At 71.5% G+C, this 13,962-nt stretch carries 14 protein-coding genes; 8 read left to right on the top strand and 6 right to left on the bottom strand.

The annotated features are described in order from the left end of the window. Positions 1 to 271 precede the first annotated feature (271 nt). The 7 genes from infC (at position 272) to ACLQ27_RS23825 (ending at position 7,241) form a co-directional block, all read left to right on the top strand. Positions 272 to 919, top strand: a complete 648-nt coding sequence (infC, locus tag ACLQ27_RS23795; protein ID WP_357497747.1) for a translation initiation factor IF-3 — start codon at positions 272 to 274, stop codon at positions 917 to 919. Between the two features lie 20 nt (positions 920 to 939). Beyond that, positions 940 to 1,134 carry a 50S ribosomal protein L35 gene (gene rpmI, locus ACLQ27_RS23800; RefSeq protein ID WP_007458415.1) on the top strand — a complete coding sequence of 65 codons (195 nt, stop codon included), beginning with the start codon at positions 940 to 942 and terminating at the stop codon, positions 1,132 to 1,134. A 32-nt stretch (positions 1,135 to 1,166) separates the two neighbouring features. Beyond that, a complete protein-coding gene (rplT, locus tag ACLQ27_RS23805) occupies positions 1,167 to 1,559 on the top strand; it encodes a 50S ribosomal protein L20 (protein WP_091087503.1) in 393 nt (130 codons plus the stop codon). 83 nt (positions 1,560 to 1,642) lie between these two features. Further along, positions 1,643 to 2,440 (top strand): TrmH family RNA methyltransferase, encoded by a 798-nt coding sequence (locus ACLQ27_RS23810; protein WP_357575894.1) that lies wholly within the window; start codon positions 1,643 to 1,645, stop codon positions 2,438 to 2,440. A 217-nt stretch (positions 2,441 to 2,657) separates the two neighbouring features. Continuing rightward, complete coding sequence (pheS, locus tag ACLQ27_RS23815; RefSeq protein WP_357497751.1) at positions 2,658 to 3,725, top strand: phenylalanine--tRNA ligase subunit alpha; 1,068 nt, start codon at positions 2,658 to 2,660, stop codon at positions 3,723 to 3,725. A gap of 40 nt (positions 3,726 to 3,765) precedes the next feature. Further along, complete coding sequence (pheT, locus tag ACLQ27_RS23820; RefSeq protein WP_357497753.1) at positions 3,766 to 6,315, top strand: phenylalanine--tRNA ligase subunit beta; 2,550 nt, start codon at positions 3,766 to 3,768, stop codon at positions 6,313 to 6,315. A gap of 269 nt (positions 6,316 to 6,584) precedes the next feature. After that, positions 6,585 to 7,241: a flavodoxin family protein gene (locus ACLQ27_RS23825; RefSeq protein WP_425868671.1), complete on the top strand. Its 657-nt coding sequence runs from the start codon at positions 6,585 to 6,587 to the stop codon at positions 7,239 to 7,241. Here ACLQ27_RS23825 and ACLQ27_RS23830 read toward each other — a convergent pair. The 6 genes from ACLQ27_RS23830 to ACLQ27_RS23855 are packed head-to-tail and all read right to left on the bottom strand — an operon-like array spanning position 7,184 to position 12,306. Next, positions 7,184 to 7,720 (bottom strand): hypothetical protein, encoded by a 537-nt coding sequence (locus ACLQ27_RS23830; protein WP_357575890.1) that lies wholly within the window; start codon positions 7,718 to 7,720, stop codon positions 7,184 to 7,186. The genes ACLQ27_RS23825 and ACLQ27_RS23830 overlap by 58 nt on opposite strands. After that, complete coding sequence (locus ACLQ27_RS23835) at positions 7,710 to 8,102, bottom strand: carboxymuconolactone decarboxylase family protein (protein ID WP_425868673.1); 393 nt, start codon at positions 8,100 to 8,102, stop codon at positions 7,710 to 7,712. Before ACLQ27_RS23835 ends, ACLQ27_RS23830 begins: the two co-directional genes overlap by 11 nt. After that, positions 8,099 to 9,310, bottom strand: coding sequence for an MFS transporter (locus ACLQ27_RS23840; RefSeq protein ID WP_425868675.1), 1,212 nt, complete (start codon positions 9,308 to 9,310; stop codon positions 8,099 to 8,101). The genes ACLQ27_RS23835 and ACLQ27_RS23840 overlap by 4 nt, the downstream gene beginning before the upstream one ends. A gap of 7 nt (positions 9,311 to 9,317) precedes the next feature. Then, entirely contained in the window at positions 9,318 to 9,827 is a 510-nt protein-coding gene (locus ACLQ27_RS23845) for an aromatic-ring-hydroxylating dioxygenase subunit beta (RefSeq protein ID WP_357575887.1), read from the bottom strand. Further along, positions 9,824 to 11,143: an aromatic ring-hydroxylating oxygenase subunit alpha gene (locus tag ACLQ27_RS23850; protein ID WP_357575886.1), complete on the bottom strand. Its 1,320-nt coding sequence runs from the start codon at positions 11,141 to 11,143 to the stop codon at positions 9,824 to 9,826. Before ACLQ27_RS23850 ends, ACLQ27_RS23845 begins: the two co-directional genes overlap by 4 nt. Beyond that, the gene (locus ACLQ27_RS23855; protein ID WP_425868679.1) at positions 11,140 to 12,306 is read right to left on the bottom strand and encodes a glycosyltransferase; all 1,167 of its coding nucleotides are present in this window, start codon (positions 12,304 to 12,306) and stop codon (positions 11,140 to 11,142) included. The genes ACLQ27_RS23850 and ACLQ27_RS23855 overlap by 4 nt, the downstream gene beginning before the upstream one ends. Positions 12,307 to 12,954: 648 nt before the next feature. Here ACLQ27_RS23855 and argC point away from each other — a divergent pair. Next, complete coding sequence (argC, locus tag ACLQ27_RS23860; protein ID WP_357497769.1) at positions 12,955 to 13,956, top strand: N-acetyl-gamma-glutamyl-phosphate reductase; 1,002 nt, start codon at positions 12,955 to 12,957, stop codon at positions 13,954 to 13,956. The last annotated feature ends 6 nt before the right edge of the window (positions 13,957 to 13,962 follow it).

The following is a 13,962-nucleotide window of genomic DNA, read 5'->3' on the forward strand; positions in this document are numbered from 1 at the left end:
CGACCAGGCTGTCTCCGCATGCGAGCAGACAGCCTTGAAAGCGGAGCGCCTGCTCCCACCCGAGTCGCCGCCACGGTGGCCGGGTCCGGTCACCGGTTCCGGGCACGTCCCGGTTCCGGACGTGTGATCCTGTGATCGCGCCGACCGGTCGAGCGGGCCCTGGCATGCGCCGGGGCCTTCTGCTTTCCGGGTCGGTTCCCACCCGGGAGCCGCAGGGGTCGGCGACAGAGCAGAAACGACTCGAGGAGGCCCCATCAGCGTCGAACCACGCGTGAACGAGCAGATCCGGGCACGTGAGGTCCGACTGGTCGGCCCCGAGGGTGAGCAGGTGGGCATCGTCCCGCTGGAGCGCGCCCTTCAGCTGGCCGCGGACGTCGATCTGGACCTGGTCGAGGTTGCGCCGATGGCGCGCCCGCCGGTGTGCAAGCTCATGGACTTCGGCAAGTTCAAGTACGAGAGCGCACTCAAGGCGCGCGAAGCGCGGCGTAATCAGCAGCAGACCGTCATCAAGGAAATGAAGCTCCGTCCGAAGATCGACCCGCACGACTACGAGACCAAAAAGGGTCACGTGGTGCGGTTCCTCAAGGCGGGCGACAAGGTCAAGGTGACGATCATGTTCCGCGGTCGCGAGCAGAGCCGCCCGGAGCTGGGTTACCGGCTCCTGCGCCGGCTCGAATCCGAGATCACGGACCTGGGATACGTCGAGGCCGCTCCGAAGCAGGACGGTCGAAACATGATCATGGTTCTCGCTCCGCATCGGGCCGTCAAGGCCTCCGCGGTCGCCGCTACGGCGTCCCGCGGTGCACCTCGGGACCGGGGGGCGGACGAGTCCGCGCCGGTCACCGATGAGACCGCGGCGGCCGGCGAGACCGCAGCAGCCGTTGACGGTGGCACCGCCACCGAGACCAGCGGCGAGTAACAGGGGAGAAGACGTTCCACATGCCGAAGATGAAGAGCCACACGGGTATGGGTAAGCGGGTCAAGGTGACCGGCAAGGGCAAGATCGTTGCCCAGCAGGCCGGCCTCCGCCACAACCTGGAGAAGAAGCCCTCCACCCAGACCCGCCGGCTGACCGGCACGGTCGTGCTGGCCAAGGCCGACGTCAAGCGCATCAAGAAGCTGCTCGGCCGCTGACGCGCGCCACCTTTACGTAAGAAGGAGTTGAGATGGCACGCGTCAAGCGGGCTGTAAACGCCCAGAAGAAGCGTCGTACCCTGCTGGAGACCGCGAGCGGTTACCGCGGTCAGCGCTCCCGCCTGTACCGCAAGGCCAAGGAGCAGGTGCTGCACTCGATGCAGTACGCCTACCGGGACCGTCGCGACCGCAAGGGCGACTTCCGGCAGCTGTGGATTCAGCGGATCAACGCGGGCGCCCGGGCCAACGGGATGACCTACAACCGTCTGATCCAGGGCCTGCGTCTGGCCGGCATCGAGGTTGACCGCAAGATCCTGGCCGACATGGCCGTCAACGACGCCGCCTCGTTCGCGGCGATCGTCGAGCTGGCCCGGGCCGCGGTCGCGGCCGAGGGCACCGGCGGCGCGGCGGCCCAGGCCGCCTGATCCCCACGCACCAGAGCGAGGCGTCTCCCGCGTCGGCACCGCCGTCCGGGGGGCGCCTCAATCGTGCCGGAGGAACACACACCATGGCCTTCACCCCGCGTACCCCCAGGGTTGTCGCCGCCCGCCGCCTGCAACGCCGCCGGGACCGCGACGCCGCCGGCCGTTTCCTGGCCGAGGGCCCGCAGGCGGTCCGCGAGGCCCTGGCCCGGCCGGGCGTGGTCACCGAGCTGTTCGGTACGCCCGCCGCGCTGGACCGGTACCCGGAGCTGGCCGCGACGGCGGCCCGCGCCGACGTGCCGGTCTCCGAGGTGACCGACGACGCGCTCGCCGCGCTGGCCGAGACCGTCGCCCCGCAGGGGCTGGTCGCCGTCTGCCGGCACCTCGACGTGTCGCTGGAGCAGGCCCTCGCCGGCGGCCCCCGGCTGGTGGCGGTGCTCGCCGAGATCCGCGACCCGGGCAACGCCGGCACGGTGCTGCGCACCGCCGACGCCGCCGGCGCGGGTGCGGTGGTCTTCGCCGGAGACGCCGTCGACCCGTACAACGGCAAGTGTGTGCGGGCCTCGGCCGGCAGCCTCTTCCACGTGGACGTGGTCCGCGCGCCCGACCCGGTCGCGGTGGTCGACGCGCTGCGCGCCGCCGGGCTGTCGATCTTCGCCACCACGGGGTACGGCGACGACGACCTGGACGACCTGACCGACTACGGCCGGCTTGTCGCGCCCACCGCGTGGTTGTTCGGCTCGGAGGCGCACGGCCTGCCCGAGGAGTTGACCGCCGCCGCCGACGCCCGGGTGCGGGTGCCGCTGTACGGGCGCGCGGAGAGCCTCAACCTGGCTGCCGCCGCGGCGGTCTGCCTGTACGCTTCAGCGAGAGCGCAGCGCTGACGGTGACCTTGTCGGCGCGACTGACAGCAGGGGAGAGCATCCGCCCATGAACGCGACACGGCGTTCGTTTAGCCAGCCCGCCGGTGTCGGCGGGCGGCGGGCCTGACCTGCTCCCTGCGCAACTCCTACCGGCGGGCTGCGGCACAGCCGCGCGTCCGTAGACTCGCCTAGCCGCCCGTGGAGGGCTGGCGCCGCCGTGAGGGAGTGCCCGTACGCCATGAGCTACCGCAACGATCCGTACGACCCGAAGCAGGTCGCCCTGCTCGACCCGGCCGCCCTGGCCGAGGCCGTCGCCGACGCCACGAAGGCGTTCACGGCCGCCGCCGACCCGGACGCGCTGGCCGCGCTGCGGTCGGTGCACCTGGGGGACCGGTCACCGGTCTCCCTCGCGCGCCGCGAGATCGGCGCGCTGCCGCCGGCCGCGAAGTCCGACGCCGGTAAGCGGGTCAACGAGGCCCGCCGGGCGATCGAGGCCGCGTACGCCGACCGCGCCGAGGTGGTGGAGCGCGAGCAGGCCGAGCGGGTGCTCGTCGAGGAGCGGGTGGACGTCACGCTGCCCTTCAACAGGCGTCCGCGGGGCGCCCGGCACCCGTTGAGCACCCTGATGGAGTCGATCAGCGACCTGTTCGTCGGGATGGGCTACGAGGTGGCCGAGGGGCCCGAGGTCGACCTGGAGTGGGTCAACTTCGACGCGTTGAACATCCCCGCCGACCACCCGGCGCGCGGGCTGATGGACACGTTCCACATCGCACCGGAGGGCTCCGGCCTGGTGCTACGTACGCACACGTCGACGGTGCAGACCCGCACGATGCTCAGCCGCAAGCCACCGATCTACGTGATCGTGCCCGGCCGCGTCTACCGCACCGACGAGATCGACGCCACCCACAGCCCGGTGTTCCACCAGGCCGAGGGTCTGGTGGTCGACAAGGGCATCACGATGGCGCACCTGCGGGGCACGCTGGACCACTTCGCGCGGGCGATGTTCGGGCCGGAGGCGAAGACCCGGTGGCGGCCGCACTACTTCCCGTTCACCGAGCCGTCGGCGGAGTTCGACGTGTGGTTCCCGGAGCACCGCGACGGCCCGCAGTGGGTCGAGTGGGGTGGCTGCGGCATGGTCAACCCGCGGGTGCTGCGCGCCTGCGGCGTGGACCCGGAGGTCTACTCCGGATTCGCCTTCGGCATGGGCATCGACCGGACCCTGATGGTCCGGCACGGGGTCAGCGACATCCGCCATCTCTTCGAGGGCGACGTGCGGTTCAGCCGCGCGCTCGGGACCGGGGCGTAGGCGATGCGGGTACGAGACACGGGAACGGTGGTCTGAAGTCATGCGAGTTTCTGTCAGTTGGCTGCGGGAGTACGTCGACCTCCCCGCCGACCTGCCCACCGGTGACCTGGAGCAGGCCCTGGTCGACCTCGGCATCGAGGTCGAGTCCGTGGTGGACCTGCGCGAGAGTGTCACCGGCCAGCTCGTCGTCGGCGAGGTGCGTGAGATCGAGGAGCTGACCGGCTTCAAGAAGCCGATCCGCTTCTGCCGGGTGGACGTGGGCGCAGCCAACGGCACCGGCGACCCGCAGGAGATCGTCTGTGGGGCGCGCAACTTCGCCGTCGGTGACCGGGTGGTGGTGATCCTGCCCGGCGGTGTGCTGCCCGGCGGGTTCGCGATCGGCGCCCGCAAGACGTACGGGCACAACTCGGCCGGCATGATCTGCTCGGCCAAGGAGCTGGGCCTGGGCGACGACCACTCGGGCATCATCGTGCTGCCGCCGGACGGGTCCGCCAAGCCCGGCGACGACGCGCGGCCCGTCGTGGGGCTCGACGACGTCGTGTTCGAGCTGGAGATCACCCCCGACCGGGGGTACGCGCTGAGCCTGCGCGGCCTGGCCCGGGAGCTGTCGCACGCCTTCGACGTGCCGCTGCACGACCCGGGGATGGCGCCCGCGCCGGGCGGCACGCCGACGCCGGCGTACCCGGTGGAGGTCCGCGACCCGGTCGGCTGCGACCGGTTCACCGCCCGCCTGGTCCGCGGCGTCGACCCGAACGCGCCCACCCCGTCGTGGATGGCTCAGCGCCTCGTCACCGCCGGCATCCGCAGCATCTCGCTGCCCGTCGACATCACCAACTACGTGATGCTGGAACTGGGCCAGCCGATGCACGCGTTCGACGCCGACCGGATCGCCGGGCCGCTGGTGGTCCGCCGCGCCGAGGCGGGGGAGAAGCTGACCACCCTGGACGGCGTCAACCGGGTGCTCACCGCCGACGACATGGTCATCTGCGATGACACGGGTCCGATCTCCCTCGCCGCGGTGATGGGTGGCGAGACCAGCGAGGTCGTCACCGGCGGCACCACGAACGTGCTCTTCGAGGCGGCCCACTGGGACCCGGCGATGGTCGGGCGCACGGCCCGCCGGCACAAGCTGTTCAGCGAGGCCGCGAAGCGCTGGGAGCGGGGCGTCGACCCGGCCGTGGCACTTGTCGCGCTGGAACGTGCCGTGCGGCTGCTCACCGAGCACGGCGGCGGCACGCCGAGCGCCGAGATCCTGGACATCGACCACGTCCGGCCGCGTACCCCGATCACCCTGCCGGCGGACCTGCCGACCCGCCGGGTCGGCGTCGAGTACCCGCCGGCGCGGGTCGTCGCCCTGCTGGAGCGGGTCGGCTGCACCGTCGCGCAGGGCGCGGACCGGTTGTCCGAGGACCCGGGCGCCGTGGGCGTGGCCAGCGGCGCGCAGGTGGCGCTGAGCGTCACCCCGCCGACCTGGCGACCCGACCTGACCGACCCGGCCGACCTGGTCGAGGAGGTCGTGCGCCTCGACGGGTACGACCGGGTGCCGTCGGTGCTGCCCACCGCGCCCCCCGGTCGCGGCCTGACCCCGCGCCAGCGTCGCCGCCGGGCCGTCGCCGGATCGCTGGCCGAGCGGGGGTACGTCGAGGTGCTCGCGCACCCGTTCGTGTCGCCGGAACTGGCCGACCAGCTCGGCCTGCCGGCCGACGACAGCCGCCGGCCCGCGGTGCGCCTGGCCAACCCGCTGTCCGAGGAGGAGCCGCTGCTGCGCACCACGCTGCTCGGCCCGCTGCTCGGCATCCTCAAGCGCAACCTCGGCCGGGGTCACCGCGACCTCGCCCTCTACGAGATCGGCGCGGTCTTCCACCCGCGCCTCGGTGCCGGCAGCCCGCCCGCCATGGGGGTGGACCGCCGCCCGACCGACGCGGAGTTCGCCGCCGCCGACGCGGTGGTGCCGGCGCAGCCGGTGCACGTCGCGGCGGTGCTCACCGGTGACCTCGACCCTGCCGGCTGGTGGGGCGCGGGTCGACCGGCCGGCTGGGCGGACGCCATCGAGACAGCCCGCGACGTGCTCGACGCCGCAGGTGTCACCGGCGAGCGGGTCGAGGTGCGGGCGGCCGAGTACGCGCCGTGGCACCCCGGCCGCTGCGCCGAGGTGCGCGTCGACGACGCGGTCGTCGGGCACGCCGGCGAGCTGCACCCGACGGTGGTGGCTGCGCTGGAGCTGCCCCGGCGCACCTGCGCGCTGGAACTCGACCTCGACGCGCTGCCGCCGACCCCGGTGACGCCCGCGCCGACGGTGTCCGGCTTCCCGCCCGCGTTGATCGACGTGGCCCTGGTGCTGGACGACTCGGTGCCGGCGGAGCAGGTGCGTCGTGCGCTGGAGGCGGGCGCCGGTGAGCTGCTGGAGGACGTCCGGCTGTTCGACGTGTACTCCGGCGCGCAGCTCGGCGAGGGTCGCCGGTCGCTGGCGTACAAGCTGACGTTCCGGGCGCCGGACCGGACGCTGACCGTCGAGGAGGCGGTCGCGGCACGGGACGCGGCGGTCGCCGTCGCGGCGGAGCGCCTCGGCGCGACGTTGCGCGGCGCGTAACGGGATCGGCCCGTCCCCACACCGCGATCGCTCTGCCGGCGCACCAACGATCAAGGCCCTGACCTGGTGGTTCACACCGGGTCGGGGCCTTTTTCGGGTAAGGCTGCGGCGGTTCGGCAGCCGGTAGGTTGCGGTGCAGGTGCCCGGGGGATCCGGTGGCCTGCCGCTATGCTTTGACAATCGTCAATTCCGTCTCCGGGTGCGGCCACCCGGGCGTCGTCCGGCGGCCGGTGCCGAGTGACGTCCAGCGGACCGGGGAGGCCCCTCGAATGAAGATCGTTGCGTTGTCCTGCACCCAGAAGCGTCTGCCGTCGATGACCGACGCGCTGCTGGAGGCGGCGGTCACCGGCGTCGTTCGGGAGATCGATGACGCGCAGGTCCAGCGGATCCGGTTGATCGACCACCGCATCGCGATGTGTGAGGGCGAGGACACCTGCCTCGACCCCGAGGTGGGCCGGTGCACGATCGACGACGACTTCGAACGGGTCGTCGAGCTGGCCGAGGGCGCGCGGGGGATGCTGCTCGCCATGCCGGTGTACGCGGGGAACGTGCCCGCGGTACTGAAGATCTTTCAGGAACGCCTGAAGAGCTCCATGAACGCGCGGCACCGTCCGCTCGGCAACCTGCTGGTCGGGACCATCGTCCATTCGCGCACGATGCTGACCGAGCCCGCCCTGGGCGCGCTGTTCCCGTGGTATCTGCGGCTCCGGAACAAGAACGTCGCCTCGGCCTGCTTCACCCAGAACGATCACCCCGACCTGACCCGCACCGCTGCGTTCGACCTGTGTGTGGCAGTGGGCCGGCAACTCGGCATGTCGCTCGCCGGCAGCCGGTCGCCGGGCGACGACCGCCCGGCGCTGCCGTTGGTTCAGCCACCGTCACGTCCGCGCTGCGGTGACCCGGTCGTGCCCTCCCCCGCCGCGTGACGAGACTCCGCGCGCCACGTGCACCCGTCGCCCGCCTGATCGCACGACACCGTGACGTCCGGCTCCACGTAGCGGGCGGCGATGGCGGTGTGGAGTTCCTGGCAGTACGAGCACGGTGACGAGAACGTGAGGACGACGCCGGCACGGGCGGCCTGTCGGCGGTAGCGCAGGATGCCGCAGTCGGCGTTGCGCAGGACGGTGCCCGAGGGCTCCGGCTCCCTGGTCACCGCCGAGTCGTACAGCAGCAGTTGACGCTGAAGCCGGGTCATGAAGTGGTCGGTGGCGGAGACCCCGGCGGGCCGCTGCTCTCGCAGCAGCTTGGCGGTGATCCGGGAGTTCGCCCGGATCCAGGCGGCCAGGCCTTCCTCGCCGTGCTCTCCCAGGATGAACTCCTCCGCTGCCGCCTGGGCCTCGAAGAACCGCTGGCGCCACAGGTCGACCTTCTCGGCCGGGTCGAGGGGGAGCGGCTCACCGGTCATCGTCGGCGGCCGTCCCGTTGTCGCCGTCCAGTTCGGCGAAGACCTCCTGGGCGACGCGCAGCCCGTTGTTGGCGACCGGCCAACCACCGTAGTAGGCGAGCTGGATGATGACTTCGACGATCTTCTCCCGTGACATCCCGAGGTGCAGCGCCGCGCCGATGTGGCCGCGCAACTCCCAGTCGGTCCGTGCCAGCGTGACCGCTGTCAACGCGACGAGTTCGCGCTCCTCGACGCTCAGGTGCGGGCGCGTCCAGATCTCACCGAACAGGTGGTCGACAGTGATCCGCAGGAACTCCGGGTAGGAACCCGGGCGCGGCTCGCGGCCGAAGACCTGCTGAAACATGGCCTCACCCCGCTCGTGCCGGGTAGACGGCTGATTCATCGATCAACTCCTTCGGCTGGGTGCAGCGGTGTCAACGTGCACGACGCCACGAGGGCGACGACCAGCAGCGCGGCGCCGCTGGCGAAGGCGGCGGGAACACTCACCCGCTCGGCGACGAACCCCACGACGACCGGCCCGACCACGGCGCCGACGTCGGTGCACATCGAGAAGGCGGCGACGCCACTGCCGGCCCGGCCGGCGACGACGTCACCGACCAGCGCGGCAGGTGCGGCGTTGAGCAGCGCCGAGCCCGCCGCGTACACACAGAGCAGGGCGACGAGCCAGGCGTACCGGTCCACGAACACCAGGGCGGTGATCGCCGCCGCGGCCACACCGGTGCCGGCGATCATGGCGGGTGGGCGGCCGGCCCGGTCGACCACCCGGCCGGCCGGCACGATCAGCAGCGCCTGGACGGCGGCGGAGATGGTGAAGGCCCACCCGACCCACGCCACGTCACGCAGCCACGCCACCACCACCACAGGGACCAGCGCGCTGCGCAGCCCGAACAGGACCCACCCCTGCGCCAGCGCGGCGAGGCAGGCCACCAGGTAGCGCCGATCCCGCAACAGGACCGGCAGGTCGACCACCGTACGGCCGAGCGCCGCCCCGGTGCTCCGGCCGGTGTCGAGCACCGCCAGGGTCAGCACCGCGGCGCCCAGCAACAGCGCCGCGTACGCCACGAACGGCGTGGACAGGGCGACGAGCGCGAGGAGCCCGCCCAGCGCCGGTCCGCAGATCCCGCCGAGCAGAAAGCCCGCCTCGAACACGGCGCTGGCCCGGCCCCGCTGGTCGGGCGGCGCGATGGCCAGGAGCATCGCCAGCGCGGACACCGAGAACAGCACCGAGCCGGCGCCGCCGAGCGCGCGGAACACGAGTAGCTGCCCGTAGGACCCGGCGAACGCCGTCAGGGCCGAGGAGAGCGCACAGAGCATCAGGCCGGCGACCAGGACCCGCCGCTCCCCGAACCGAACCGCCAGCCGGCCGCAGAACGGGCTGGTGGCCAGCCGCATCATCGCGAACAGGGCGACGAGTAGTCCGATCCGGGTGGGCCCGGCCCCGAACGTCGCCGCGTACACCGGAAGCACCGGGAGTACCAGCCCCAGGCCGAGCATGACGCACCCGCCGACGACGCTGAGGACGTAGACCTCGCGCGGGAGACCCGGTGGGGCGGCGACGGGTGGGGCGCTGCCGGTGCCGGCCGCCTTCACAGGCCGGTCACAGGATGATGCTGAGCTTTCCATGCTCGACCAACGTCTCGTGGTCGAGCACCACGACCCGTCTCCGGATCCGGAACGACTCCCCGTCGACGACGAGCGCGAACCGGTACTTCCCGACGTACACGTCGGAGCGCCGGTGCCCGAACCGGTGGACGACGACATTCGCCACCACGTCGAGGTGCGTGCCCCGATCGATGAGCACCTCCACGTTGCTGATCATCCGATGCGTCCGCGAGCGGGGGTTCTCGCACCACACCTCACCGGCAAGGAGTTGTTCGACCCGCTGGCGCAGCCGGGCGGCGTCGTCGTCGATGAGCCCGAGCGCGTCGGCCTCGTCGCGTACGTCGGTGGCGGGGACCGAGTAGCGGATGTCGTCGGTCAGCATCTCGTCGTACCACTCGAGCAGGCGCCACTCATCGAGCAGCCGCGCCTCGCGGAAGAGGAACTGGCTCACCCGGTGCCACAACCGCACCTGGGCCGTGTCGTCGACAGTCAGCTCGATGGTCATCGCACCTCCACCCCTTGCCGCTGCGCCCGCTGAACGACCTCGGGGTGCTCGTCGTCGCCGTACATCAGCCGGTCCCACTGCCGCCAGAACTCACGGGCCGGAAGCTCGTCGGTCGTCTCCGGGACGGCCTTGTTCATGCCGCGGGACAGGTCCGAGTAGCGGACCGCGCGGTTGAGATAGCCCCGCTGACACGATTCGATGATCTCGATATCGTCGGGGGTGGCGAAGCCGGCGGGGCCGAGGAACGTCAGGTAGTGACTCTTGCGGAGCTCCCGGATGTCCGGATCCTCGTCTTTGGGGGCCAGGGCGACCGAGGTGATGGCCATCTGGCCGGCGCCGATCGGGTCGATCTTGCGGATGGTGATCGCGATCGCGTCGATGATCATCAGGTTGGGGAAGATCAGCAGCGCGCGGTTGGTGCCGGTGATCCGCTCGGCGCGTTCGGCACCGAACCGGTCGACGAACCGTGCGGCGGTCGCCTCGATCCGTGGCCGGACCTCGGCGCCGAACATCGGCGTCCAGTACGCGAGCGGGCGGGCCGCCGCCGGCGGTAGCTCGTTGGCGCCGTGGCCCCACCCGAGCGCGCGGCCGAAGCCGCCCCGACGTCGTGGCGGCACCGATCCCAGCGACTCCATGTAGCCGACGTAACGCTTGTGCAGGGCCCGGAAGTGGTAGATGTCGACGCTGTTCTCCATCATGAGCTTCCAGTTCGCCCGCGCCCCGTGCAGCTGCGCGCCCTGGATCACCTCCATCCCGACCTCGGACTGGTCGTCGATCAGATCGAGGTACTCCGTCGCGCCCGCCAGGTACTCGGTCAGGGTGCGCGGCTGCCGGGGGTCGAAGGTGACGAACACGAAGCCGCGGTAACCGTCGCTGCGGTGCTGCGCGAGGCCGAAGTCGGCCTTGCGGAAGCTCGGCCCGTACCCGTCCGGGATCGGAACCCCGACCAGGTCGCCCCGGTTGGAGAACGTCCAGTCGTGGTACGGGCACCGGAACGACCTGGCCCGCCCGGCCGGCTGCGAGCAGATCAGCGCCCCCCGGTGCGGGCAGCTGTTCGCGAACACCCGGATCACCCCGTCGGATCCGCGCGCCATGACCACCGGACGCCCGCCGACGTCACGCGCGACGTAGGAACCCGGCGCGGGAACCTCCGACTCGTGCCCGACGTACAACCAGCAACGGTCGAAGATCCTGGTCATCTCCCGTTCGGCCAGGTCGTCGTCGGTGTAGGCGCGGCGATCCACCCGGAACGAGAGGCGCTCGCGATCGTCGAGCACGATCGGGTCACCCACCGGCCACCGCAGTTCGGTACTCACCGCACGTCCTCTCGCCGTAGCGTCCTGACCGTGCCGACGACCAGCTCCGCCGTCCGTGCCGCGGAATCGCCGCACTCCGGCTGCGCGGCGCGCAGCCGCGCCCGGTAGCCCCGGGCCGGATCGAGCAGGTCGGTGACGGCGCCGGCGACCGCCTGCGCGGTGACACCGGCTGGCTCCAGCGCCGTCCCGAAGCCCGCCCTCTCCACGAAGTACGCCTGAATCGGCTGGTCCACGGCCAGCGGGATCACCAGCATCGGTGTCGCCGCCCGGATCGACTCCGCCACGGAGTTGTAACCGCCGTGGGTGACGAAGACGTCGGCGCGTTCCAGCACCGCACGTTGCGGCAGATATCCAGCGGTGAGCACGTCGTCGGGCAGGGCGAGTTCCGCGGCGAGATCGCCCACCGCGGCGATCACCTGCGCGCCGGTCGCCGCCGCGCCGGTGACGACCGTGCGCAGCAGGTCCGGCCGCCGGTAGAAGATCGTGCCGAAGGACACGTACACCAGCGGTCGGTCGGGGTCGATCCGATCCAGCGCCGGGAAGTCGACCTCGTCGCCGCGCGTCCCCGCCGCACCGGGCAGTCCCACCAGCCGCACACCGTCGTCAGTGACCGCGTCGGCCCGGACGAGGGCGGGAATCGTCGGCATCAGATTGAGAATCGGTGAACGCGCCGAATGGGTCCGGGTCGACCACCCCACCCCGTGCCGGGTCAGATACTCGCCGACCTGCTCGTCGTACGCCCAGCGGCCCCGTCGGTGCTCGCGCGGGCACACTCCCCCCAGGTTTGCCCAGATCATTCCGTACGGGATTCCGGAAGCCTCGGTGCCGACCATGGCCGACGCGGTGACCGGCAGCGAGTCGACGAGCACGAAATCCGCTGCCGTCGCGCGCAGCGCTTCACTCGTCTGTTTTGCCACCGGTGACGCCTGGAGCATCGGGCCGATGTTCGCCGGATCGCCGCTCCACGGCCCCATCTCGACCTGCCCGATCAGGTGGACCCGCGCCGTGCCGAGGGCTTGGCGGCGTTGCTCGTCGAGCACGCCCCCGTCGGCGGACAGCAACAACAGCGTGACCTCGCTTCCGGCGGCTCGGAGGGCGTTGACCACCGGAACGTACGGGTTGAGATGACCATGCTGCGTCGTGGTGAGAAGGGCGACGCGCATCAGCTCTCCGATCCATCGGGAAACGGCCGCAATCCGCCGCGGGCGGACGATAAGAGCCCTGCGGAGTGAAGGAAGCCATCGATTTGCAAAGCCTGCCCGGCGACACGATCGATGTCAATGCCTGGTGACTGCTTATCGTCTTTGACCGACGACCGGCAATGGGTTTCTCCGAGGTTGCGGAATGTTTGTCACCTGAGCGTTTAAGGTGAGTCTGAGTGGTTGGAGTGGCCGGTCTGTTTTCGGCTGTTGTGGACGGTCGATTCCGAGGCTCGGCGTCGATGATGGTAAATGCCTTATACGGCGGAAAGGGTGAGAGGGGAAGTCGACGTGCAATCCGTGGCGACTACGGGAGCCTCCGCCCGTTCCGTTGCCGTTCCACGCCGGACCTGCTCGGTGTGCAGAGGGTGGGCGCCCAGGAGCGCGACCGGCTTGCGCCCGGCCCCACCAGGGGCTCGGGCGCCCGGTGCAGGCTCAACGTCTCGAATCCGACCCAGAGGGCACCCCGGTGCGCCCGGTCCGGCTCTGCCGGCGGCCCGAAGGAGCCGGAAGTAGGGGTCCCTCTGTTCATTAGCATGCACTACTCTGCATGAACTTGCACTCATGAGTCGTCCTTGTTAATCTTTCCTGCATAGTCATGCGGAGGTGAGTATGGGGATCCGAGTCGCGGTCGCCGGAGCGAGCGGGTACGCCGGAGGCGAGCTGCTGCGCCTGATCGCCGGGCACCCGGAGTTCGACCTGGTCGCCGCCACCGCGCACAGCCAGGCCGGGCACCGCGTCGACGTGGTCCACCCGCAGCTCACCGGGCTCGACCTGGTGCTCGGCGAGACCGACCCGTCGACCCTGGCCGACGCCGACCTGGTCTTCCTGGCGCTGCCGCACGGCCAGTCGGCGGCCCTCGCGGCCCAACTGCCGCCCGAGGTACGCATCGTCGACCTGGGCGCCGACCACCGGCTGGCCGACCCCTACGCCTGGGCGCAGTACTACGGCGGCACCCACGCCGGGCAGTGGACCTACGGGCTGCCCGAGCTGCCCGGCCAGCGGGAGCTGATCGCCAGCTCCACCCGGGTGGCGAACACCGGCTGCTACGCCGCCGCGATCACCCTGGCGCTCGCGCCGCTGATCGCCGACGGCGCGGCCAGCCCCGCCGACGTCGTGGTGGTCGCCGCCTCGGGCACGTCCGGCGCGGGCCGGGCGGCGAAGCCGCACCTGCTGGCCAGCGAGGTGCAGGGCGACCTGTCGCCGTACCGGGTCGGCACCCACCAGCACGTGCCCGAGATCAAGCAGGCGTCCGGGGCGACCGCTCTGTCGTTCACCCCGGTCCTCGCGCCGATGCCGCGCGGCATCCTGGCCACGGTCACCGCCGTGCCGGCGCGCGGCGTCGACCCGCAGCAGGTGCTGGCGCAGGCGTACGCGGACGCGCCGTTCGTGCACGTGCTGGCGGAGGGACGCTGGCCGCACACCGCCGCCACGCTGGGTTCCAACTCGTGTCACCTGCAGGCCACCGTCGACGTCGACTCGGGTCGCCTGATCGTGCTCAGCGCACTGGACAACCTCGGTAAGGGCGCGGCCGGCCAGGCCGTGCAGAACGCCAACCTGATGCTCGGCCTGCCGGAGACGACGGGCCTGTCGATCTGGGGAGTGAGCCCGTGAGCGCGA

The sequence above is a fragment of the Micromonospora sp. DT63 genome, assembly GCF_049841615.1.
Classification (GTDB): Bacteria; Actinomycetota; Actinomycetes; order Mycobacteriales; family Micromonosporaceae; genus Micromonospora.